General features: G+C 40.9%; 17 protein-coding genes. 6 read left to right on the top strand and 11 right to left on the bottom strand.

The window, feature by feature from the left end; all coding sequences use genetic code 11:
- Positions 1-82 precede the first annotated feature (82 nt).
- Entirely contained in the window at positions 83-1,708 is a 1,626-nt protein-coding gene (pafA, locus tag IFO69_RS12535) for an alkaline phosphatase PafA (RefSeq protein WP_192010466.1), read from the top strand.
- A gap of 156 nt (positions 1,709-1,864) precedes the next feature.
- Here pafA and IFO69_RS12530 read toward each other — a convergent pair whose 3' ends face one another.
- From IFO69_RS12530 to mfd, 4 genes are all read right to left on the bottom strand, one after another.
- Complete coding sequence (locus tag IFO69_RS12530) at positions 1,865-4,666, bottom strand: YCF48-related protein (protein ID WP_192010465.1); 2,802 nt, start codon at positions 4,664-4,666, stop codon at positions 1,865-1,867.
- Between the two features lie 191 nt (positions 4,667-4,857).
- Positions 4,858-7,245, bottom strand: a complete 2,388-nt coding sequence (locus tag IFO69_RS12525) for an alpha/beta hydrolase family protein (RefSeq protein WP_225444141.1) — start codon at positions 7,243-7,245, stop codon at positions 4,858-4,860.
- 207 nt (positions 7,246-7,452) lie between these two features.
- Entirely contained in the window at positions 7,453-8,682 is a 1,230-nt protein-coding gene (gldJ, locus tag IFO69_RS12520) for a gliding motility lipoprotein GldJ (protein ID WP_192010463.1), read from the bottom strand.
- A 169-nt stretch (positions 8,683-8,851) separates the two neighbouring features.
- Positions 8,852-12,202: a transcription-repair coupling factor gene (gene mfd, locus IFO69_RS12515; protein WP_192010462.1), complete on the bottom strand. Its 3,351-nt coding sequence runs from the start codon at positions 12,200-12,202 to the stop codon at positions 8,852-8,854.
- A gap of 203 nt (positions 12,203-12,405) precedes the next feature.
- Here mfd and IFO69_RS12510 point away from each other — a divergent pair, with 203 nt between their 5' ends.
- The 3 genes from IFO69_RS12510 (at position 12,406) to hflC (ending at position 15,010) form a co-directional block, all read left to right on the top strand.
- Complete coding sequence (locus IFO69_RS12510; protein ID WP_192010461.1) at positions 12,406-13,017, top strand: cytochrome c oxidase subunit 3; 612 nt, start codon at positions 12,406-12,408, stop codon at positions 13,015-13,017.
- Between the two features lie 77 nt (positions 13,018-13,094).
- Positions 13,095-14,075 carry an FtsH protease activity modulator HflK gene (hflK, locus tag IFO69_RS12505; RefSeq protein WP_192010460.1) on the top strand — a complete coding sequence of 327 codons (981 nt, stop codon included), beginning with the start codon at positions 13,095-13,097 and terminating at the stop codon, positions 14,073-14,075.
- The gene (gene hflC / locus IFO69_RS12500; RefSeq protein ID WP_192010459.1) at positions 14,072-15,010 is read left to right on the top strand and encodes a protease modulator HflC; all 939 of its coding nucleotides are present in this window, start codon (positions 14,072-14,074) and stop codon (positions 15,008-15,010) included. The genes hflK and hflC overlap by 4 nt, the downstream gene beginning before the upstream one ends.
- 64 nt (positions 15,011-15,074) lie before the next feature.
- On the opposite strand, the gene IFO69_RS12495 is transcribed toward hflC, so the two are convergent.
- From IFO69_RS12495 to IFO69_RS12485, 3 genes are read right to left on the bottom strand one after another with little or no spacing between them, the layout of a single operon-like run.
- Positions 15,075-16,595, bottom strand: coding sequence for a GH3 auxin-responsive promoter family protein (locus IFO69_RS12495; RefSeq protein WP_192010458.1), 1,521 nt, complete (start codon positions 16,593-16,595; stop codon positions 15,075-15,077).
- 4 nt (positions 16,596-16,599) lie between these two features.
- The gene (lptB, locus tag IFO69_RS12490; RefSeq protein ID WP_192010457.1) at positions 16,600-17,331 is read right to left on the bottom strand and encodes an LPS export ABC transporter ATP-binding protein; all 732 of its coding nucleotides are present in this window, start codon (positions 17,329-17,331) and stop codon (positions 16,600-16,602) included.
- 1 nt (position 17,332) lies between these two features.
- On the bottom strand, positions 17,333-19,102 hold the full coding sequence (locus IFO69_RS12485; protein WP_192010456.1) for a single-stranded-DNA-specific exonuclease RecJ: 1,770 nt from the start codon (positions 19,100-19,102) through the stop codon (positions 17,333-17,335).
- A gap of 280 nt (positions 19,103-19,382) precedes the next feature.
- Between IFO69_RS12485 and IFO69_RS12480 the strand changes: the two genes are divergently transcribed.
- Complete coding sequence (locus tag IFO69_RS12480) at positions 19,383-20,264, top strand: DUF2167 domain-containing protein (protein WP_192010455.1); 882 nt, start codon at positions 19,383-19,385, stop codon at positions 20,262-20,264.
- A gap of 79 nt (positions 20,265-20,343) precedes the next feature.
- Positions 20,344-20,931, top strand: a complete 588-nt coding sequence (locus IFO69_RS12475) for a peptidylprolyl isomerase (RefSeq protein WP_192010454.1) — start codon at positions 20,344-20,346, stop codon at positions 20,929-20,931.
- 15 nt (positions 20,932-20,946) lie between these two features.
- Here the strand turns inward: IFO69_RS12475 and IFO69_RS12470 are convergent, their stop codons facing one another.
- The 4 genes from IFO69_RS12470 to IFO69_RS12455 form a co-directional block, all read right to left on the bottom strand.
- Complete coding sequence (locus IFO69_RS12470; protein WP_192010453.1) at positions 20,947-21,570, bottom strand: SPOR domain-containing protein; 624 nt, start codon at positions 21,568-21,570, stop codon at positions 20,947-20,949.
- Positions 21,571-21,716: 146 nt separating this feature from the next.
- Positions 21,717-23,117, bottom strand: a complete 1,401-nt coding sequence (gene fumC / locus IFO69_RS12465; protein ID WP_192010452.1) for a class II fumarate hydratase — start codon at positions 23,115-23,117, stop codon at positions 21,717-21,719.
- Positions 23,118-23,346: 229 nt separating this feature from the next.
- Complete coding sequence (locus IFO69_RS12460; RefSeq protein WP_192010451.1) at positions 23,347-23,838, bottom strand: hypothetical protein; 492 nt, start codon at positions 23,836-23,838, stop codon at positions 23,347-23,349.
- Positions 23,839-23,861: 23 nt separating this feature from the next.
- Positions 23,862-24,245, bottom strand: coding sequence for a RidA family protein (locus IFO69_RS12455; protein ID WP_192010450.1), 384 nt, complete (start codon positions 24,243-24,245; stop codon positions 23,862-23,864).
- Between the last annotated feature and the right edge of the window lie 64 nt (positions 24,246-24,309).

Genomic DNA, 24,309 nt, shown 5'->3' with positions numbered 1-24,309 from the left:
TTTCATTTAGATACTTCATAATAAGATTACATTCAAAATGACGGTAATCCCTATATTTGTCAATAAAAATGGACCTATTATAATGAAAAAGATTTTTCTCGCCAGCTTGATATTGCTGGCCTCACTCAGTACCAGCATTGCTCAAAATTCCAATAAACCAAAATTGGTGGTAGGCATTGTAGTTGATCAAATGCGTTATGAATACCTGCACAAATTTCACGACCGATACACGGAAGGCGGGTTCAAGCGTTTGATGCATGAAGGCTTTATGATGAAAAATGGTCATTATAACTACATCCCTACTTATACAGGACCGGGCCACTCATCAGTTTATACCGGCACCACACCTGCTACACATGGAATCATTAGCAACAACTGGTATGTCAGAAAATTGGGAAAATCCATATACTGCGCCGGTGACAGCACCGTGACAGCCGTAGGTGGAGCCGAAAAAAACGGCAATGTTTCCCCAAGGAACCTTTTGACCACCACCATTACCGATGAGCTTAAGTTCTCCACTAACCAACGCTCAAAAGTAGTGGGTGTAGCGATCAAAGATCGTGGTGCAGCGCTTCCTGCAGGCCACCTAGGAGATGCCTATTGGTATGATAAGGAAACTGGTGGGTTTATGACCTCTACTTATTACAAGGAAGAGCTACCTGACTGGGTGAAAAAGTTCAACAATAAAAAACTAGCTCAAAAATACTTGTCCAAACCATGGAAGCCTCTTTACAATATCAAAACCTATATCCAAAGCGTTGAGGACAACAATGATTTTGAATCTCCATTTATTGGTAGGGAAACCACTGACTTCCCATACGACTTAAAAGAACTTATGGAAGACAATGACGGTCTTGGAATGATTGCATCCACACCATTTGGCAATGACCTTACTTTGGACATGGCCATGGCCGCTATTGAGGGAGAAAAACTAGGCAAAGGTGACGATACTGACTTCTTGGCTGTAAGTTTCTCTTCTACCGATTATGTGGGACATCGATTTGGACCTACTTCTATCGAATTGGAAGACACCTATTTAAGACTCGATCAAGGCCTCGAAAAATTCTTTGACTATTTGGATAAGGAGTATGGTAAAGGAGGATACTTGGTTTTCCTAACCGCTGACCATGCAGTGGCCGAAGTGGTCAATTATATGAAAAGCATTGAGGTTCCTACAGGTAGCTTTGACACCAGGTTTGCTTTGACCCAATTGAAAGGATTCACTAGAGAGCATTATGGTGAAGGCAATTGGATATTAAACACTTCCAATGAGCAAATCTTTCTAAATAGAGAGTTACTAGAAGAAAAAGGGTTTGAGCTCTCAAAAGTTCAACGTGAAATTGCTGACTTCATGCTAAAATTCGATGGTATCAAAGAAGCGTACACCGCTGCCGATATGAAAAGCAATGAATATACTGAAGGCAGAAAGCATTTGCTTCAAATGGGTTTTAACCATAAAGCTTCAGGAGATGTACTATTGGTTATGGAACCAGCTTGGCTGACCAACTCTTCCCGAGGTACTACCCATGGTACTGGTTACATTTATGACACGCATGTTCCTATTTTATTTTACGGTTGGAATGTGGAAGCTGGAACCAGCACCAGGTACTGTACAATCACAGACATTGCTCCAACGGTTTCTATGCTATTGAATATCAGGATTCCTAACGGCGCCTCTGGCCAGCCTATTCAGGAAATCACTAAGTAAGAATTAATCCATTACAAAAGCCCCAAACCATAAATGGTTTGGGGCTTTTGTTTGAGGTGGAACTGATTTACTATTTATTTTAAAATAGTCTTCTTAGACTGAATATTCCATGGTGATTTAAAATATACTTACGCGCATATTTTGATCAGAAAAACATTATTTTATCCACACTTTATCCACTGTTTTTCCCACGCTTGATTCAACCACAACAAACAGCACTCCTTTTGGCAAATTCTGTATATCAAAATCAAATATTCCGAAACCAGGACTAATTTTCTGTAAATTTTGACCAAGAGAGTTCAACACCCTGATTTCCTTGACATCACCTATTCCTTTCACCGAAATGTGGATATCTCCTTCTGATGGATTCGGATAGATTTTTACATTGGGATTTCCCTCTTCATTTTCTATCGCAGTGATTAAATTGACATTTACATTTAGGCTCTGACCTTGTCCTTCATTACAGGCATTCATAGGAGTCACTTTCAGTTCAAAATCACCTTCTTTCTCCCAACTCACTACAACGCTACTGGTGCCTTGACCACTGATGATATTTCCTCCACCTCCAGTTTCCCACTGGTAGTTGATACCTGATACAGCTGGCACCTCATAAGTTTCTTCCACCAGCCCCACTTGAACTGCCCCTTGTATTACCCCAGGCTGCTCAGGGGATTGGATCACGGTAATGGATTTGTTTAAATCAGGTCCTTGTCCACAAGCGTTTCTAGCAAACACGGTAAGATGTTGTTCTCCCAACTCTGTCCAATCCACCATGATATGTGCGGTACCTTGTCCAGATTGAATCGCTCCTCCAGTAACCTCCCAAACGTATTCTGTTCCAGCAACAGAATCCACTTCAAAAAGCTGTGTACTCCCATAACAGGCCACTCCATCACCAATTACCTCCACAAGCTGCATAGGCTCTTCTGAAACTAATACCTCCAAAGCAGTGGTAGGACCTTTGCCACAAACATTTTGTCCCTGTACCAGAACCGCATTTCTCCCAGGAGTATTCCACTCCACGATAATCCTATTGCTGCCTTGCCCTTGAATGATCCGTCCACCATCTACTCGCCACTCAAAACTCAAATCACCTACTGCTTCATCTTGGATAGTGTAGATTTGCTGGCTCATGCAAATATTATCCAAGCCAAAAATACCACTGGTAGCCTCTGGCAATAAACAGCTATATTGATAGAAAATACCATTTTCGCCAACTGCATATCCTGTATTGATATCTCCAAAGCTGATGGCCATAAAATCCTGAAAAGTGTTGGTAGAAACCTGCTCCCACGAAAGGCCTTGATCCATGGTCTGAATAATCAAGCCCTTATCTCCCACAATAAAACCAACCTCACCATCCAAAAAGTCAATGTCTTTAAAATCACTGTTAAAAATGGTATTCAGCTTTTCCCAATTAACCCCTGCATCAGAAGTCTTGTAAAGAACGCCTGAATTTCCAACTACCAGGGCAGTTCCCTCATCCAAAACCACCAAGCTATTTAAATCATTGGATTCAGCTAAAGAAATCTCTTCCCAAACATCATTACCAGTGGTTCTAAAAAGCTTACCCTGCTCCCCGATGATCAAACCTATTTGGTCGTTAAAAAAATTGACATCCTTAAAATTGACACTTCCTGTTCCTTCCTGAATGGTCTCCCAATTTACACCTCTATTTTCCGTTTTAGCAATGTAACCACCCTCACCGACTATATAGCCTACATCTGTATCAAAAAAGTGGAGACCATACAAGTTCTTTTCTGTATTAGGGTTTAAAGCTGTCCAAGAGCCGCCTGAATTGGTTGTGTTTAAAATAGTACCTCCATCACCCACCACATAACCAAATGCTGCAGTTTCAAACTCAATATCGTAAAAATCCACATCCAAGGGTCTTGAGCGGTCCGTAAAGGAAGTACCTCCATTGGTTGTCAATAGGATCAGGGCTTCCTCGCCAGCTATATAGCCTCTGACATCTGTGACAAAATCAATAGCTGAAAAATGATTATTTCGACCAGACATCCGAAGGGACCAAGAGCTGCCAGAATTAGTGGAAGAAATCAGCACACCACTATTGGCCACGGCAAAAACTGTATTGGAACTTAACTTATAATCAATCCCAGCTATATCTTCAGTGGTTCGGCTGGTCCTCTCCACAAAAGTTAGCCCAGCATTATTGGTATATAAAACAATTCCTCCTTCTCCACCAATTATACCGATATTGGCATTACTTTCATTAAAAGCTACTCGGTGATAATCATAGTTGGTTCCGCTTTGGATATATGCCCAGGACAGTCCCGCATCAATAGTTTTTAAGATCGTTCCCTTATCACCGACAGTGTATCCTGTCGTATCATTAGAAAAATGCACGTCATTTAGCGGAAAGCTCACAGGGGTGCTTATGCTTTGCCAGCTTTTTCCACCATTGGTGGTTTTTAGGATTTTGGCAGCTGAAGTTGCGATATACCCGGAGTCTGCATTCACAAAACAAATGGAATTCAAAGAAGCAGTTGTTCCTACATTTTGCTTTGTCCATGTATTTCCACCATTTTCTGAAACCAATAACTGCCCAGCTTCTCCTGCAACCCATACTTTATTTTGACTAATAAATTTAACAGAATAAAGGTCCTCTGAAATACCTGAGTTTACAATATTCCATGAATCTCCACCATTGTTGGTCTTGAAAATCAAGCCTCCTTCTCCAACCATTATCCCATTGTTGTGATCAAAAAAGTCCAAGGTCAGAATCTTTGCATCAAGAGGTGCTTCTTGCTCTACCCAATTCTCCCCTCCATCCACGGTCTTAAGAATAATCTGATCTCCTGAAATATAAGCCACGTCATCATTGACCCAATGGATATCAGTGAGCTCATTTCCCCAACTTCCAACGCGTCTCCAACTTTGTGAAAAAGAACAATGGCAAATTATCAGTGTCAAAAATAACAGTAGAGTTTTTTTCATACCACACTTAAGTGTTTAAAGCGAATCACTTGCAAAAATAAATTTAAATTCTTCATAATCCACCAAGTACCATGAAGTTTGCTATCCATTCATTACAAGTAATTTACAAAAAAATCCCACAGATACCATCTTGTGGGATTTTCAACATATTTATTTCTATAATTTAATTAATGCTCAAAACTGGCGATAACTTATTCAGAATCTTTATTTTTCACCCATTTATCCAACCATTCGTTCATCTCATAAAGTGTGTGCAATATCGACTCCCGACCAGCATAGCCATGGCTCTCATTAGGCAAGAAAACCAATCTTGCCGTTGCCCCGTGACCTTTCAAGGCATTATAGTAACGCTCTGACTGGATTGGAAAAGTACCGGAATTATTGTCCGCTACCCCATGGATCAAAAGAATTGGTGTTTTGACTTTATCAGCATGCATAAACGGAGACATATTAAAATACACATCTGGCGCTTCCCAATAAGTACGCTGCTCATATTGGAAACCAAAAGGTGTCAAAGTTCGGTTATAAGCCCCACTTCGGGCAATTCCTGCCGCAAACAAGTCGCTGTGAGAAAGTAAGTTGGCAGTCATAAAAGCTCCATATGAATGTCCTCCCACCGCAATTCGTTCTCGATCACCAATTCCTCGTTCTACAATATAATCTATGGCCGCTTCCGCATTCGCCACCAACTGTTCAATAAAGAAGTCATTGGGTTCTTGGTCACCTTCTCCCACAATGGGCATCTCTGTACGGTCCATGATCGCATACCCCTGAGTCACCCAATATAGTGGTGTTCCCCAATATAAGCGGGTAAACTCATATTTTGAACCTCTTACCTGCGCGGCTACTTCTTTGGATTTATATTCTCTCGGATAGGCCCACATCAATACCGGTAAAGGACCATCCTTTTCAGGATCATAGCCCTTAGGTGTATAAATGGTGGCAGAGAGATTCAAGCCATCATTACGCTCATAAGTCACCAACTCTTTCTGGATACCCTTCAGAGAAGGATAAGGGTCTTCAAAATAAGTCAGCTGAATAGGAGCTATTCTCTTTTTGGTATTGACCAGCCAATAGTTTGGTTGGATATCAGTGCTTTGCTTACTGGTAACAAAAGTTTGACCCTTATCATCCAACACTTTCACTACTTGCTCATAATAAGGAGCTTGACATCTCCAAAGAATCTCCTGCTCCTTATTTTTTACATCAAAAGTGGAGAGGAAAGGCATGCTTCCTTCTGGTGAACCACCTTCGCTGGTCATAAAAATCTTATCGCCCTTTCTAAGCAAAACATATTCACCGAATTCATTGGTGGTGTAAACAGGATCTCCCGGATCATTATAAATGTCTGAATAACTCCTTTCAATGATCACTTTCTGCCCTGTATCCGGATTACTAGGATTGATCAAAGAACGTTTCTCTTGTCTACTTGCAAACCATCTTTCATTCAATATCGCAAAATCATCATCAGACCAACTGATTCCACCAAACCTTAGGCTGGTAGAAGCTAGTTTCTTTTTTTCACCAGTAAATGGCGCTTTCAAAGTATAAACGACATCTCTTTCCTCCATTTCCATTTTTGGATCTCCACCATCTTGAGCTTCCGCCCAATATAATGTGGCCGGCTCGTCCCTTCTCCATGAAATATTCCTTGGTCCGGTAACCGTGGCATCAAAACCTGTTGGCCTTTCTTCATCTAAAGGTATTTCTGCGATCGTCTTTTTACTACTTCCATCAATACTCCAAGTCTCCACATCATAAGGAAACCTAGAGGCTGGTACTAAATATGAAAAAGGTTTTTGGATCATCTCTACCAATACATAGCTCCCGTCCGGTGACAATTCCATGGATTTAATCATATTGGGCGTACCCAAAGGCTTCATTCCTCCTTCTAAATCCACGATCATCAACTGCGAATCCATAAAGTAAGCAAAGAGTCTTTCATCATATTCATTTTCCAAAAGATCCTGATAGGTTCTGCTTGGCGCCGCATTGCCTGAAGTTTCTTGAATTATAGGCCCAGCAGGAACAATTGGCTTTTTAGGCTGAGAGCCTCTGTTCGGGTTCACTGCTTTGATCAATAAGCTATTGTTCGGCAACCAAGTATAAGAATTGCCATATACTTCATTTAGCATCTCACCTGTAAGCGGCTTGGCTTCCATTGTTTCCAAATCAGCTATCCAAAGGCTAATACCTGCCTTGCCCACAACACTAATGGCCAAATACTTTTCATCATCAGACCAACTAACACCGTCTATCTTTACATTTTCTGGTAAGCCTTTTATAGCAGTCTCTGTACCCTTTCCAACTGCTTTTACCTTTATGCCACTGTAACTCGACGACCTGCTTGGTCCATTGGTCACTGGATTGATACGGATTCCACCAATCCTCAATTCTGGCTGTGAAACTTCTTCGATGGATTTGTAACCCGGTCGCTCTAGAATCAGCATCAAGTCGCCTTTCTTGCTAAAATAAACAGAAGGGGTAGTAGGCGCATCCACCAGCTCCAGTATCTCCTTTGGCGGTAATTTATAACCAGAATGCTCTTGAGCTTTCAAGCAGCCCACGGAAAGCAACATTGTCACCAATAGACACGAAGCTCTCTGAAATAAGTAAAATTTTTGGATCATATTCTTAGTTGTTTACCTCCTGAAATTACAAAAATTCAATTTTCGATCTACTTTCAAGTAGATAAGCCTCTCTAAAAAATGATAAACGGCAAAATGATTTCAAAAAAGAAAAGGCCAGAGAAATCTGGCCTTTATGACGTTAAAATATCTTATTGATTATCTATCATCTGCCCCTACGGAGATCATGGCACATCTAAATCCAATGCTGTTAGTAGCAGAATCCTGATGCATAAACCTTCTGGTTCCCGGAGATAACCAATAGGCTACATCTTTCCAAGAACCACCTTTATACACGCGGTAATTGTCATCAATCAAAGTAGTACCATAAGATTCAGCTTCATCATTGGTACCGTCTCTTCTAACAGGGTTCAAGTCCTCAAAGTCCTGATATGAAAGTGGACGATAAACATCTTCAACCCACTCATTCATGTTACCAGACATGTTGTACAAACCGAAATCATTTGGAGGAAATTCGTATACGTTGGCAGGAATGATCTCTCCATCATTGGAGATACCTCCAGCAATACCTGCATAATCACCGCGTCCACGCTTAAAGTTGGACAAATAATCTCCTTGACGGGATTTTCTTTTTACATCGTAAGGATTTCTAACACCTCTGCCGTCCCAAGGGTAAATACGGCCATTTTCTTGATTTTCATCCAAATACTGGGTTCCAATCATTGCCTTGGCTGCATATTCCCATTCTGCCTCATTCGGTAAACGATAATTGGGCAAAACAACACCACGCTCTATCAGCATGTTTTTGCTCATGGTGGAGTCCAGTTCATTCTCTTTTCTATAAAGCTCATTGACATAGATAGTTCTCCATGTGGCATAAGCGTTAGCTTGATTCCAAGTCACTCCAGCTACAGGGTAAAAGTTAAACCCTGGGTGTCTGAAATAATAAGTGGAATAAACATCATTATAAGAAAGAGCCTCTTTCCATACATCCTCCCTTGGCTCCAATTTTCTGATAGAATCCGCACTTACGCGACTTCTCATATTGAAAAGGAATTCTTTGTAATCCACATTGGTCACTTCTGTCTCATCCATATAGAACGAAGCCACAGTAACAGTCCTTTCGACATTATCCCGAAAAGCCATCACATCCTGCTCTTGGGTTCCCAAGACAGCACGTCCACCTTGTATGTATTTTAATTTAGGACCAACCACCTGATCTTTTAACTTGACCACAGTAAACTGAGTCGTGTCTTCAAGGTCAAAATTGAATTCCGCCCCAGTGGAAGCACTGACTTTACCGGGATCACCGGCAGTCCTTCTTCCGTACGTTGGCCCACTGTTTTTCGCACAAGAGGCCATAAATGCCATTGATAACACCAAAAATGCACCAACTACAGAATTTAGATTTTTATTGATTTTCACCATGCTATGGTTTGTTTTTACCCTACCTAAATATAATGCTAATATATAATCAATAATGACTTATCACAATACTTTTTATACTCCATGACTACTTTAAGCCATTCCCTTTCAATATAAAAGAACATCTGAAAAAGCACAACAAATAAAGTATTTGAAAAGATAAAAGCAAATTCTATTTACTCATATCTCCCAACCAAGACTTCGCCTTATCCACTGATTTGACACCACTTATCGTAAGAATTAAACGATTTTTGTGTTCTTTTATTTTGCAATATTTACCATGCACCTGAATAAACTTAATGATATTTCCGAAAATTGGCGATCTAAAATAACTTTCCCTTGTGCTCGGTACAAAGTAACATTTCATCAATCCGCTTTTCAAAACCAACTTTTCAAAACCTAGCTTCTCCGCCAACCAACGTAACCGAACCGTTTCAAACAAAGCTGTAACTACCTCTGGTATCGGTCCAAATCGATCCAGTACTGACGCAGCAAATTTCTCAAGCTCTTCTTCTGTCTTAATATTGTCTAGCTTGGAATACAAACTCAACCTTTCCGAAATATTGGTCACATAATCTTCAGGAATCAACAATTCCATATCAGTTTCAATAACACAATCCTGTACCAAAATCTCTACCTTTTCCTTCAGGTCTTCCTCAAACAGGGCTGCAAATTCATTTTCCTTTAACTCCTGAACCGCCTCATCCAGAATTTTATGATACATCTCAAAACCCAGATCAGTTATAAATCCGCTTTGCTCTGCGCCCAATAGATTCCCCGCTCCTCTGATATCCAAATCCCGCATGGCCACTTTAAAACCATCTCCCAGATCAGAAAATTCCTCCAAAGTTTGTAACCTCTTTCTTGCCTCTGCTGTTAGACCAGACATAGGAGATGTCAATAGATAGCAATAAGCTTTTTTATTGCTCCTTCCCACTCTTCCGCGCATCTGGTGCAAATCACTCAAACCAAACATATGGGCCCTGTTGATGATGATCGTGTTGGCATTGGGTATATCCAAACCTGACTCAATGATATTGGTCGAAACCAACACATCATATTCACCTTCAATAAAGCTGACCATCACTTTCTCCAATTGCCGCCCGTCCATCTGGCCATGAGCCCCAATGACTTTTGCATCTGGTACCAGTCTCATTATTAAGTTAGCAATGCTGTCAATTTCCCCCACTCTATTATGTACGAAGAAAACCTGTCCCCCGCGTCTTAGTTCATTAGAAACAGCATCCCTGATCACTTCTTCTTCGAAGCTGTGAATCTCTGTGGTTACTGGCTGGCGGTTGGGTGGCGGGGTAGCAATCACCGAAAGGTCTCTCGCTCCCATGAGAGAAAAGTGAAGGGTCCTCGGAATAGGCGTCGCAGTTAAAGTCAATACATCCACATTGACCCGAAGTTCTTTCAGTTGGTCCTTTACTTTTACCCCGAACTTTTGCTCTTCATCAATGATCAATAAACCTAGATCCTTGAACTTGATATCTTTATTCACAATCCTATGCGTGCCAACCAAAATATCTATCTCACCAGAAGTTACCTGTTGCGTAATTTCTTTGACTTGTTTGGTCGTTCTGAAACGGTTGATATAGTCCACTTTTACAGGAAAATCACCCAACCGCTCTTTAAATGTCTGGTAATGCTGCATGGCCAAAATGGTAGTAGGCACCAAAACTGCCACCTGCTTCCTGTCATTGATAGCCTTGAATGCTGCCCGAATGGCCACTTCGGTTTTTCCAAAACCAACATCACCACAAACCAACCTGTCCATTGGATAGGGCTTTTCCATATCATCTTTCACATCACCAGTAGCAGAAGCTTGATCTGGGGTGTCTTCATAAATAAATGAACTTTCTAGCTCCACTTGAAGAACACTGTCCGGGGAATATTTATAGCCTGGAGCATTCTTCCTTTTGGCATACAATGAAATCAGGTCTTTGGCAATATCCTTGACCTTCCGCTTTACCTTCTTCTTTTTGTTTTCCCACTCAGGAGAGCCCAACTTAGACATAGACGGCATAGTACCCTCTTGTCCAGAATACTTGGAAATCTTATGCAAGGAATGGATGTTCACATAAAGCAAATCATCGTCCCTAAACACCAACCTAACCGCTTCCTGAAGGTTGTCATTGACTTCCACTTTCTCTAATCCCGCAAAACGACCCACTCCATAATCCACGTGAACAACGTAATCTCCAGGCTGAAGGGTTTTCAGTTCTTTTAAAGTAAGGGCCTTGGTTTTGCTGGCCTTTTGGTTCGATTTATAGCGGTGAAAACGTTCAAATATTTGATGATCTGTATAGCAGGCTATCCTCACAGAGTGATCCAAAAAACCTTCTCTCAAACTGATGGGCATTGACTGGACTTTCAGCGTAGGATCTAGCTCTTGAAAAATATTTTGAAGTCGCTCTACCTGTTTTTCACTCTCTGAACAGATAATGTTTAATAAACCTTTGCGCTCATTATCGACCAAGTTTTCCACCAGCATATCAAACTTCTTATTGAAAGAAGGCTGTGGTTTGATGTCAAACTCAAAACTTTGGGCACCCTTTAAGTGAAACTGATTGCCAAATTCTAGTTGTGTGAATTTTTCAGCTGACTTCGAGAAGCTGGCTCCATTATCAAATAAACCCTCGGGCTTCAGAAGCAATTCTTTATTGCCGGTTTGCCCAACTATCTGATCAAATTTCTGACTGGCCTTGTCAAAGTTATCGTCCAGCACATCATAAGTAAGTTGGGTGTCCTTGAACCAAATCAAGGCACTTTCAGGAAGGAATTCCACAAAGGGCTGCCTCACCTCCTGCATCAGCTTAGTCTGGACATTGGGGATGATACTGATCTGGGAAAGCTGCTCCACCGATAGCTGTGTTTCAGCATCAAAAGTCCTGATGCTCTCAATTTCTTTCCCGAAAAGTTCTATCCTGTACGGCTGTTCATTGGAATAGGAAAATACATCTATAATCCCTCCCCTGATGGCAAATTGACCGGGTTCATAAACAAAATCTGTCTTTTCAAAATCATAGGTAGCCAGCAGTTCTGCAATAAATTCCGTATCGACCTTTTCTCCCACCTTGGCCGTGAAGGTATTGTCCTTAAGGGATTTCTTATTGATTACCTTTTCATAAAGTGCCTCAGGATAGGTAACAATGATCTCCTGCTCCTTTTCCTTGGACAATACTTTGTTCAGGATTTCAGCCCTCATCAGCACATTGGCATTTTCCACTTCATCGTAATGATATGGCCGCTTATAACTGGAGGGGAACAACAAAACTTCTTTCCCACCCAATAAAGCCTGCAAGTCACTGGCAAGATAAGCCGCCTCTTCCTTGTCGTGCGCAATGATCAGCTGGGTGCCTTTTTGCAGCTTTGCAAAAGTGGCCACCAGCACCATATCCATACTTCCTGAAATTCCTTTTAACTGAAACCTTTTTTCCTTGCCACCTAGGATGGTGGTTGCAACAGTCTTTATATAAGAATCTTGTTCGTAAAGAGTGAGAAATGCTTTTTTATCCAAAATCTTACTTTCTTCTTGAGTAATGCTTTAACTTCCGCAAGTTAGGAAAAAGAAGCCTCTTTATGGAAATGTAACACCTGAAGTCACTAGGCAAATAAGATAATACTTTCATTCTTCCAGATCTTGCAACCAAAAACACCCAAATAAGGTTATTAAGCCATAGTAATGAAAACCATAAGAGCGTTGGAGATAGTATGGTATATATGAAAACAAAGACAGATCATGGCTGGGTCCAGAAAATGGAAAAAATGCACCCTTATCAGACCATTGTTTACTTGGGTATGGTAGGAAGTGGATTGATTTTCCTATTTCTTACCATAGCTTTTCTCTCCTCTTTTTATCCTCAAAATAACCTTGAGGGATATCAATTGCCCACACCATTTTGGCTCAGCACTTTTGTTTTAGTAGCCTCCAGCTTTTTGATCAATAGATTGATTCATTTCTATCACAAAGGAAGACCCTATCACCTTGAGCGCTTTCTTTGGGTGATATTCAGCTTGGGGCTTCTATTCACTGCCCTACAATTCTGGGGCTGGAGTGACCTGAACCAACAAGGGATTGATTTTGCAGGGATTCCCAGTGGTAGTTATTTATTTGTATTGACAGGCATTCATATTTTACACCTTTTGGGTGTTTTGATCTTTGTGATCGTACTACTTTGGGAAGTGCATCAATCCGTCTTAGACCCCGTCAAAGACTTGGTTTTCATCACCAACCCTTTTGTAAAGATGAAGCTAAAACTGTTTATTACTTACTGGCATTTTGTGGACTTCATTTGGCTGTTGCTTTTCATCCTCTTTTCCATAGCATTCTAGCATTTTTTACCATTTACTGTGCTTATTCCAATATTTTTTTCAAACTTCAATTCTTAAACAACCAAACTTTTAATTCTATGGCAAATAGAAACTTTGATGTCAATATAGATCCTAGTTGGATTAAAAAATACCTCAGGAAAATAATCTTGGGACTTATCATACTCTATGCGGCATTCAGTGCGATATATACGGTGGGGCCAGAAGAAGAAGGTGTAGTAGTCCAAATGGGAAAATACAATAGAACCGTACAACCGGGCCTTAATTTCATTCTTCCTTTCGGAATTGAAAAGATATACAAAATCCCTGTCCAAAGGCAGCTGAAGCAGGAATTTGGATTTAGAACTTCCTCGGCAGGTACTCGCTCTGATTATGTCAAAGATGGCTATCGGGATGAATCCACCATGCTTACAGGTGACCTCAACCTCACGGATGTGGAATGGGTAGTCCAATATCGAATCAGTGACTCCTACAAATATCTTTTTAAAGTAAGAAACGCTGACAAAACACTTCATGATATGGCTGAGGCGGCTATGCGGCAAATCGTAGGAGACCGAACGGTCAACGAAGTCATCACAGTGGGAAGGCAGGAAATTGCTTCCAGCGTGGAAACTTTACTTCAGCAATATTGTGATGAATATGAAAATGGTATCCGGATCGATCAAGTGGTATTGCAGGATGTCAATCCACCAGATCCTGTCAAACCATCATTCAATGCCGTAAATGAAGCACAACAGGAACGTGAAACGCTTATCAATAAAGCTGAAGCAGACTACAACCGAATCATCCCGCGCGCGAGGGGGGAGGCCCAAGAAACCATTGAACTCGCCGAAGCATTTGCCCTCAACAGGGTAAACAGAGCCAAAGGTGAAGCGGATCGATTCAACTCACTTTTCAAAGAGTACATCAAAGCACCGGAGGTCACCAAGCAAAGGATCTATTTGGAAACCATGGAAAAGATTCTTCCTAAGCTGGGCAATAAGGTCATAGTGGATGAACAAGGCAATAATGTTTTGCCTCTTTTAAATCTGGACACTAAGAAAGGAGGGACTGAAAAATGAACAGAAAGTTAATTTTATATATCGTTTTAGGACTGGTTCTTATCATCGCGATCAATGGCTCCGTGTATATTTTGGATGAGACACAACAAGCCATTGTCACCCAATTTGGAAAGCCTGTGGGGGAACCAAGAACTACGCCAGGACTAAATTTTAAAATACCATTTCTGCACAAGGTACAATTCTTTGACAAGCGTTATTTGGAATGGGACGGAGACAGAAACCAAGTACCTACCAAAGACAAAAAATTCATCTTTGTGGATACTTATGCCAGGTGGGAAATTACCAATCCACTGCAGTTTTTTATCCGACTTCGGGATGAGAGATCTGCCCAATCCAGACTGGATGACATTTTGGATGGAGAAACCCGCAACGCCATTGCCAGTCACAACCTTTTGGATGTGGTAAGGTCAACCAACCGTGATCCGGAGGTAACAGAAGATTTTATGGAAGAATTGGAAGTGCTGGAGGAAATTTCCGTAGGCAGGGCTAAAATAGAAGAAATTGTCTTGGCCAAGGCCAATGAAAGAACAGCTGACCTCGGAGTGAGGGTTTTGGATTTTAAGTTCAAACGCATGAACTATGTAAATGAAGTTCGGGATAGAGTATATGATCGAATGATTTCTGAAAGAAATAGAATTGCAGATCAATTCCGTTCGGAAGGTCAAGGGGAGGCACGTAAAATCCAAGGGGACAAGGAAAGAGATCTCGCCCAAATACAATCGGAAGCCTTTAGAGAAGCAGAAGAAATCAAAGGCCGCGCTGATGCTGAAGCAACGGCTATCTATGCAGAGGCATATAATCAGAATCGACAGGCAGTAGAGCTTTATAAGTTCCTAAGAACCATGGAGAGTTTTGAGAAGTCCATGGATGAAAACACCAGCATTATCCTTTCCACGGATAGTGAGTTTTTCCGCTACTTAAATAGATTAAAGTAAAATTCAGCACATGGGACAAAAAAAGGAGGCAGAATATTATTTCTGTCTCCTTTTTACTTTTAAATCACCCTATCATTTCAATAATTCCATCAATGTATTCCCGGTTGTTGGCCAACCTAGGGACCTTATTTTGTCCGCCCAGTTTGCCCCTGGATTTCATCCATTGTTCAAAAAGCCCTTCTTGGGCAAAATGAATCCTGGGCTTGTCCAAAGCCATGTCTTTATAGCGTTTGGCATCATAATCGGAATTGATCTCGCGCAAGGTTGCATCCAGCTTTTCTATAAATAGCGACTTGTCATCAGGTTGCTTGCTGAATTCAATCACCCATTCATGTGCACCTTTGCTATCCGAGCTATCAAAATAAACGGGAGCAGCTGTAAAGTTGACAATGATGGAGTTTGTGGCATCAGCAGCTACCTCAATCGCTTTTTCGGCATTCTCCACAATCACTTCTTCCCCAAATGCATTGATAAAGTGTTTTGTCCTTCCAGATATTTTGATGCGATATGGCCTGATAGAAGTGAATTTTACCGTATCGCCAATCTTATAGCGCCACAGCCCTCCATTGGTGCTGATCAACAACGCATAGTTTTTGCCCAACTCAACGTCTTCCAAAGGAATCACTTTGGGATCTTCCCGGTCCCATTCTTCCATGGGGATAAACTCATAATAAATCCCATAATCCAACATCAACAAAAGCTCATCAGAATTCTTTTGATCCTGAATCCCGAAAAATCCCTCTGAGGCATTATACGTTTCCATGTAATGCATCTTATCAGAAGGAATCAGCTCCTGAAACAATTTCCTGTAAGGACCAAAAGCCACTGCGCCATGGAAGAAAACCTCCAAATTCGGCCACACCTCAAGAATGTTCTTCGAATTCGTCAATTCCATGATTCGCTGCAACAAAACAATGGTCCAAGTGGGAACGCCCGAGATACTGACCACATTTTCCTCCATTGTTTCATGGGCCATCTTTTCGATTTTTTCTTCCCACTCACTCATCAGCGCTGTCTCCAAGCTTGGTGTTTTTGCCAGTTGGGCCCACATGGGCAAATTCCGCATAATCACCGCCGACACATCTCCATAATAACTATTCTGGTTGACATCCAACTTATTTACCTCACTACTCCCCCCTATGGCCAGACTTTTTCCTGTAAAGAGCTTACTATCGGGATAATTATTTACATAAAGTGAGAGCATATCCTTGCCTCCTTTGAAGTGGCAATCTTCTAGTGATTCTTGAGAAACAGGGATGAATTTACTCCTGCTGCCCGTGGTACCTGAAGACTTGGAAAACCAATTGATGTCTGTGGGCCATATTACATTCTGCTCACCTCTCATCGTCTGTTCGATATAAGGCTGCATTTGTTCATAATCATGAATGGGAACTTGATTAATAAAATCCCTATGAGATTTGACATCAGAAAACCCATACTTCTTTCCAAACTGGGTTTTTCTTGCTGTTTTTATAAGGTCAAAAAAAATGTCTTGTTGAACTTCAATCGGGTTTTCCTTGAAGTTATCAATCTGACCGATCCGGATTTTGAAAATCCAGGTCATAAAAGTATTCAGTACATCCATAAATTTAAATCTTACGTTTCAGCTCAAAATGTTTACCAAGGTAAACCTTCCGAACCTGCTCATCGGCTGCTAGTTCTTCAGCAGTTCCCGCTTTGAGCAACTTACCCTCAAACATCAGGTAAGCACGGTCGGTTATTGAAAGGGTTTCGTTTACGTTGTGGTCGGTAATCAAGATACCAATATTTTTATTTTTTAATTTCGCTACAATGGATTGGATTTCTTCCACTGCAATGGGATCTACCCCTGCAAAGGGTTCATCCAATAACACAAACTTGGGATCCACTGCCAAAGCCCGAGCTATTTCAGTTCTCCTTCTTTCTCCACCAGAAAGAACCATGCCAAGATTTTTACGAACATGCGTAAGGCTAAATTCCTCCAGAAGCTCTTCCATTTTTTCCCTTTGGGCAACTTTGGAAAGCTTGGTCATCTCCAGCACAGCCATGATGTTTTCTTCCACAGACAATTTCCTGAACACGGAAGCTTCCTGGGCCAAATAACCAATTCCACGCTTTGCCCTTCGATACATTGGCAAAGGAGTAATGTCCTCCTGATCTAAAAATACCGTTCCACTGTTGGGTTTGATCAAACCTACGATCATATAAAATGAAGTTGTCTTTCCCGCTCCATTGGGTCCCAAGAGCCCTACAATCTCCCCCTGCTCCACCTCTACAGAAATATTATTAACTACTTTTCGGCCTTTGTATATCTTGATCAGGTTTTCTCCTCTAAGTTTCATCTCAATCGAATTTTATATCCTTTACGTACAACTGTAAACTACTAGTATTGCGAAAGGTATTTTCCCTTACTTCAAACGCAATATTGAAACGCATTTTGCTTCTCAACATTTCATAGTAAGTAGCAAAGCCAAAAGCAATACATACTGGAGTAGTCACTTGACCATCTTGTACGATTTCAAACTTCAGGTGTTTATCTTTTAGTACTTTGATATTTTGTGCATAAACTTGATTGGCACAAAATATAGGCTCTGGATTCCCAGGGCCAAAAGGTGCCATTTGACGCAAAATATTATAGAATTTATAATTAATCTGATCCAGCTCCAACTCATCGTCAATCTCCAACACGGGCTTGGTATGGATCTCAGAAATTCTCCGACTCACCACTTCTTCAAATTTATCCTGAAAGGCTGGCACTTTATCCAGCTCCATGGTCAGGCCCGCAGCATACTTATGTCCCCCAAATTGTTCAAGCAAGTCGCTGCATTCGCTTATCGCTTCATAGATGTCAAAATCATAAACTGACCTTGCACTGCCAGTTGCTTTATTGTTAGATTCGGTCAAAATGATCGTGGGCCGATAAAACTGCTCAATACAGCGCGATGCCACAATCCCGATGACCCCTTTGTGCCAATCTTCCTTGTACAGCACCGTACTTTTATAAGGCTTCAACTGCTCACGGTCCTCAATCATCTGAATGGCTTCTTTAGTGATATTCTCATCAAAGTTTTTTCTGGCTGCATTGACATCTTCCACCAGCTCTGCCCGCTGAAGGGCATCCATGATGTCTTTGGAAATCAACAGCTCCACAGAGGCTTTTGCATGTTCCAGTCTTCCAGAAGCATTGATCCTAGGGCCTATCCGGAAAACAATATCAGAAATTTCAATGTCCTTATCCGACTTCAGCTGCAACATTTCCCTTTGGAGCAATTGTCGGTTTTCCTGTAATTCATTAAGACTTCTTTGGCCTTTGCCTGCGAGTATCAATGCCATCAAGCCTGGTCTTGGATTATTGTTCAAACGCTCCAGACCATAATGCGCCAAAATTCTATTTTCACCAGTGATGGGAACAATATCTGCCGCTATACTTACCGCCACCAAATCCAACAAGCCAAAAAGGTGACTGGCATTTTTACCTGTACGCTCTGTAAAAGCTTGAATCAATTTGAAACCTACACCACATCCACTGAGTTCTTTATAAGGATACTCACAATCCAGTCTTTTGGGATCCAAAACAGCCAAAGCCGCTGGAAGCACCTCTCCCGGAGTATGGTGATCACAAATGATAAAATCCAGTCCAAGGCTATTGGCCAAATCAATTTTTTCCAAGGCCTTAATACCACAATCCAAGGAAACGATCAACTTAAAATCATTTTCAGCAGCAAAGAGTACTCCTTTCTCCGACACACCATATCCTTCTTGGTATCGATCAGGAATATAAAAATCCACATGGGGATAAAACTCCTTTAAAAACCCATAAAAAAGTGCCACAGAAGTGGTTCCATCAACATCATAATCTCCGTAGACCAAGATTTTCTCCTCTTTATTCACTGCCTCCACAAGCCTATCAACCGCCTTGTCCATGTCCTTCATCAGGAATGGCGAATGGATCTTATCTAAATCCGGCCTAAAAAAATCTTTGGCCTGCTGAAAATCACCCACTTCTCGATTGGCCAATAAATTAGCCAATGTCGGATTTACATTGATTTCGCTGCTAAGGGATTGAACGGTTTCTTGATCTGCTTTACTTTTTATTTCCCACCTAAACTCCATGCCGCCTAAATTACTAAACTAAACCGCTTCTTTATTAAAAAAATTTGCAATTATTTAACCCTTACTTACCCAAAAGCTCTAAGTGGTTGTGTTTAAGGCTATGAACTCAACATCTTAAAATGATGTAAAGATTTATACATTAAAGGGCATTACCCACATCAAATACTCTTCATTATCGTTACTTTATGCCATAATTTTACTGTTTGTCACTATTTATCAACCTAATTTTTCATATAATTGCCTGTTCATTTTTACAAATTTTTATTTCACACTACTTATTATGATTAAGAAATTACTCGTTTTCCATTTATTTCTTATTGGTATTATTGGCCAAATACACGCTCAAGAAGAGGAACTTAGTGATGAAGAATACTTCGCCTTGGTTGACAGCATAAACAGTTCATTTACCTACCAATACGGCACAATTATATTGGGCGATAATATTGCCACTTTGCAGGTTCCTAAGGGATACAAATATCTTGATACGGAACAAAGTAGCTACGTATTGACAGAGCTGTGGGGAAATCCACCAGAAGAAGTTTTAGGCCTATTATTTCCTGAAGATATTGATCCAATGAGTGACGATTTTACCTATGCCGTAGAGATCAATTATGCCGAAGAAGGTTATATTGATGATGAAGATGCCCAAGAAATTGATTACGATGACTTGCTGGAAGAAATGCAATCGGACACTGATGAAGCCAATTCTTACAGAATTGAAGAAGGATATGAAAAAATTGAACTGGTGGGATGGGCTTCCGAGCCATTTTATGATTATAAATCAAAAAAGCTTCATTGGGCAAAAGAACTGAAGTTTGGTGAGCAAGAAATAAATACACTCAATTATAACATCAGGATCTTAGGCAGAAAAGGATACCTAAATATGAATGCTATCAGTAATATGGAGGCTCTCCCCATCGTGAAGCAAGACATCAATGATATTTTGGCAAGCGTGGAATTTAACGATGGTTATCGTTATGGTGATTTCAATCCAGAAGTGGATGAAATTGCAGCTTATGGCATCGGTGGGCTCATCGCTGGAAAAATGTTGGCAAAAACTGGTTTTTTTGTCCTATTGCTAAAATTCTGGAAAGTAATTGCTTTGGCTGTCGGAGGCTTTTTTACAGCATTTAGGAAAAAAATCTTCGGTTCTGGCGAATAATGAGATATACCATTAACTAATTGTTTTTATTTCTTTAAGAGTGATTAATTTACCATTAAGTTAACAAACTCTTTATTCTATGAAAAAGCTTCTCATCCTTCTCACGTTGGTCTTTTCTGTGGCTTCTTGTCATACTAGGACAGACAAAACCTACCCCATTGGACAGATCATCACGCCTAAGGGTGAGATGCTTTTTTGGCTTTATGAAGAAACTCCTATTCACAAAGAAAGCTTTATCGAATTGGCCAAAGCCCATTATTGGGACTCCTTGACTTTTAATCGGGTAATCGAAGGATTTGTTATCCAGGGAGGTTGCCCAGATACACCTGAAGGTTTTAGCGACTCTCCTTATTTGTTGAATCCTGAATTTGACAATAACATCAAGCACGTTTATGGAGCAGTGGGGGCTGGTCGTGATGATAACCCTGAAAAACTATCTGCCGGTTGTCAGCTATATATTGTCCATGACAAAAACGGCATTGAAAGGCTTGATGGGAATTACACTATTTTCGGGCAGGTTTTTAAGGGACTGGATGTGTTGGATGCCATCGCCCATGTCCCAACCGACTCTACGGACACGCCTTACGAAGATGTCACCATGCAGGTGAACCTGATCGAAATGACAGCCCAAGAATTGAAAGAAAACGGCTATGAAGTAAAAGAATAAATAAAAGCAGGAAAATCAATCCACTACGGTACCCAAAACTTCTTTGAGCGGCACCCTTTTACCATCTTTATAAGGGACAATCCATGCGGTTCGGATTCCAAGTTTTCTCATTAGTTTTTTAAAAGTATTTGCCTCGTCATAGTCACGATAATATCCCAAAAGCATTCGTTTCAGATTATCCTTTTCCTCTACGTCCATGCTAAATCCCGAGGGTATTTCCTGACCATATTCCTCCTTCGTCAAAGCACCTATCTGAACCCGAAAAACGACTCCTTCACTCCATTTGCCCGTAAGCTTGGCAGGAGCTTCGCCATGCAATTCTTCATGGGCATCTTCCATCATGGCGCCGGTATATTTTTCTTCTAACTCCTCATGACGTTTTTGAAGAATTTCCAAATCTTCCGACTTGCTGATCACTTCCTCCTGGAGCTGCTTGTTTTCCTTTTCAAGTTCCATGATGCTCACTTTTTGAGATTGCTGCATTTCCTGCATTTGACGCAACTGCTCTGGAGTCATGCGTTTAAGTTCCTTTTTCAAGGCCTTCTTTTCATCTTTGGAAAGTTGTGCCCAAGCTGCATTCATTCCAGACACCATCAATGCCACCATCAAGCATGATCCTACAAAGTATTTCGAAATCATATTCTCCAGTTATATTTTAGTTTAAACAAAAAAAGAGAAGCATATCCCGTGTAAAATACGAAATATACTTCCCCTTTTAAAATTTGGATAAAATAAAGTTAAAACATCCGTCTTTGGAGATAATATTCAATCCTAAAACTTTAGGATTACTTTAAACTCCCAATCATATCTTCCGGCTTCACCCATTCATCAAACTGCTCATCAGTCAACAAACCCAATGCAATGGCTGCTTCACGAAGGCTTGTCCCCTCTTTATGCGCCTTCTTGGCAATTGCCGCAGCATTTTCATAACCGATGTGTGTATTCAAGGCGGTCACCAACATCAAAGAATTCTCCAAATGCTTCTTGATAAATGGCCTGTTTGGCTCAATACCAATCACACAATTATCATGGAAAGAAACACATGCATCACCCAACAATCTAGCAGATGTCAGTAGGTTGTGGATCATCATCGGTTTGAACACATTTAGTTCAAAATGACCGTTAGAACCACCGACAGAAACTGCCGTATCGTTCCCTATCACTTGGGCACAAACCATGGTCATAGCTTCCGCTTGGGTAGGATTTACCTTGCCCGGCATGATGGAAGAACCTGGCTCATTTTCTGGAATAAGAATTTCACCAATTCCAGACCTAGGGCCAGAAGAAAGCATTCTAATGTCATTAGCTATCTTCATCAAGCTAACGGCCAATTGCTTCAAGGCTCCGTGAGTTTCCACAATGGCATCATGCGCTGCCAATGATTCAAATTTGTTTGGAGCAGTGATAAATGGTTGACCTGAAAACTCTGCAATTTTTTCAGCGACCAACTCTGCATAGCCCTTTGGAGTATTCAGACCGGTACCTACAGCAGTACCCCCCAAAGCCAACTCAGAAAGGTGGGCCAAAGTATTTTTCAAGGCTCTCACCCCATGATCAAGTTGAGCAACATACCCGGAGAACTCTTGCCCTAAGGTTAAAGGAGTGGCATCCATAAAATGAGTCCTACCAATTTTCACCACATCCATGAATTGCACTGATTTACTCTTCAAGGTATCTCTCAACTTTTCCACTCCCGGAATGGTAGTCTCCACCACCATCTTATAGGCAGCGATATGCATGGCAGTAGGGAAAGTATCATTAGAAGATTGAGATTTGTTCACATCATCATTTGGGTGGATGGTTTTCTTCTCGTCTTCCAAAGTACCGCCATTCAGCACATGGCCTCTGTAAGCAATCACTTCATTGGCATTCATATTGGATTGGGTACCAGAACCCGTCTGCCAGATCACCAATGGGAATTGATCATCCAGCTTACCTTCCAAAATCTCATCACAAACTTTGGCAATGGTATCGGCTTTTTCTTGTGCCAGAACTCCCAAGGCAGCATTGGTTAAGGCCGCTGATTTTTTCAAAATGGCAAAAGCATGCGTGATCTCCAAAGGCATTCGGTTACGTTCACCACCAATCTTAAAGTTGTTGATGGATCTTTGGGTCTGGGCACCCCAGTATTTGTCCGCAGGGACTTCCACCGGACCCATGGTGTCTTTTTCTATTCTATATTTCATGTGTTAATAATTTGTTTCAACTGTCACATGAAACCTCCCACTTCATAATTATCCTTATGAATTACATTCTTTTAATGCTCGGTTTCATCGTACAATTAATATTGATTTAATCGAAATTCAACTGATAGCCAACCGATCCCTGCATCAAGGCACTGGCTATCAACAGCGGCACTAAATTACTACCTGAGGGGCACAATCCATAAATGAAGGGTAATTTTGTCCTTTAAAATCAACGGTTTTTTTGAAGACTTAACATTTCATGAAAAATTTGCTGGGACTGCTTGACTTTACGCTTGAAATGAGACCACGCAAAGAGTACATTTCCAACTCCTACCGCTAAACTCACAATTCCAAAAACAGGCTGACCTGCTGCAAAAAAGAAAAATATCCCCATGGCCAATGTTATTACCGACCAAAAGATCATAAAAAATGCAGATCCTGGAAAAAGGCTATAGTCCAAAAATATGATACAGCCAGTTCGGGTAGGCTCAATATTCCCCTTGATCAATGGTAAAAAACTGTCGGCACGAGTAACTACTTTGGAAAGCCTAAAAGTAGTTTCTTCCACCTTGCCATTGAAAAGTTGTTCATTGTCAGATTGACTAGAGGGATGGGACAGGTAATCCACTTCCTGAGTGACATGATATAGACGAGTGATGACTTCCTCGCAAGTCATCGAGGAAACCAACACTTCAGTATGATGGGGCAAGTACTTGACCATTTAATCCTGCCTCCACAGGCTAATTAGGCTTTTATTGCGATGCAGGAAATTTCTACCTGTACATCTTTAGGTAATCTGCTTACCTCCACAGTCTCCCTAGCAGGTGGGTTAGACTTGAAGTATTGACCATAAGCTTCGTTAATGGTCCCGAAATCATCCATGTTTTTAATAAAAATAGAACATTTTACGACATCACCAAAACTATATCCTGCTTCTGTCAAAATTGCATCCAAATTTTTCATTACAGCATGGGTTTCTTCCGTAATGTTTTCATTGATCAACTCACCACTTTCGGAATCCAATGCTATCTGACCCGAAACGAAAAGTGTATTTCCAGCTTTCACTGCTTGGCTATAAGGACCAATAGGAGCTGGTGCATCCTTTGAATAAATAATACTGTTTGCCATTTTCTAAAATTTTATCCAAATGTAGGGAATTTTGCTCACTTGAAGTAGTAAGTATTGAGTAGTG

The organism is Echinicola arenosa (assembly GCF_014841125.1).
Taxonomy (GTDB): domain Bacteria; phylum Bacteroidota; class Bacteroidia; order Cytophagales; family Cyclobacteriaceae; genus Echinicola; species Echinicola arenosa.
This window is presented reverse-complemented; position numbering and strand designations above follow the sequence as displayed.

Bases quoted from the DNA above. Each gene is read 5' to 3' on its own strand.
- pafA (WP_192010466.1), top strand. From the start codon at position 83: ATGAAAAAGATTTTTCTCGCCAGCTTGATATTGCTGGCCTCACTCAGT.
- IFO69_RS12530 (WP_192010465.1), bottom strand. From the start codon at position 4,666: ATGAAAAAAACTCTACTGTTATTTTTGACACTGATAATTTGCCATTGT.
- IFO69_RS12525 (WP_225444141.1), bottom strand. From the start codon at position 7,245: ATGTTGCTTTCCGTGGGCTGCTTGAAAGCTCAAGAGCATTCTGGTTAT.
- gldJ (WP_192010463.1), bottom strand. From the start codon at position 8,682: ATGGTGAAAATCAATAAAAATCTAAATTCTGTAGTTGGTGCATTTTTG.
- IFO69_RS12510 (WP_192010461.1), top strand. From the start codon at position 12,406: ATGAAAACAAAGACAGATCATGGCTGGGTCCAGAAAATGGAAAAAATG.
- hflK (WP_192010460.1), top strand. From the start codon at position 13,095: ATGGCAAATAGAAACTTTGATGTCAATATAGATCCTAGTTGGATTAAA.
- hflC (WP_192010459.1), top strand. From the start codon at position 14,072: ATGAACAGAAAGTTAATTTTATATATCGTTTTAGGACTGGTTCTTATC.
- IFO69_RS12495 (WP_192010458.1), bottom strand. From the start codon at position 16,595: ATGGATGTACTGAATACTTTTATGACCTGGATTTTCAAAATCCGGATC.
- lptB (WP_192010457.1), bottom strand. From the start codon at position 17,331: ATGAAACTTAGAGGAGAAAACCTGATCAAGATATACAAAGGCCGAAAA.
- IFO69_RS12485 (WP_192010456.1), bottom strand. From the start codon at position 19,102: ATGGAGTTTAGGTGGGAAATAAAAAGTAAAGCAGATCAAGAAACCGTT.
- IFO69_RS12480 (WP_192010455.1), top strand. From the start codon at position 19,383: ATGATTAAGAAATTACTCGTTTTCCATTTATTTCTTATTGGTATTATT.
- IFO69_RS12475 (WP_192010454.1), top strand. From the start codon at position 20,344: ATGAAAAAGCTTCTCATCCTTCTCACGTTGGTCTTTTCTGTGGCTTCT.
- IFO69_RS12470 (WP_192010453.1), bottom strand. From the start codon at position 21,570: ATGATTTCGAAATACTTTGTAGGATCATGCTTGATGGTGGCATTGATG.
- fumC (WP_192010452.1), bottom strand. From the start codon at position 23,117: ATGAAATATAGAATAGAAAAAGACACCATGGGTCCGGTGGAAGTCCCT.
- IFO69_RS12460 (WP_192010451.1), bottom strand. From the start codon at position 23,838: ATGGTCAAGTACTTGCCCCATCATACTGAAGTGTTGGTTTCCTCGATG.
- IFO69_RS12455 (WP_192010450.1), bottom strand. From the start codon at position 24,245: ATGGCAAACAGTATTATTTATTCAAAGGATGCACCAGCTCCTATTGGT.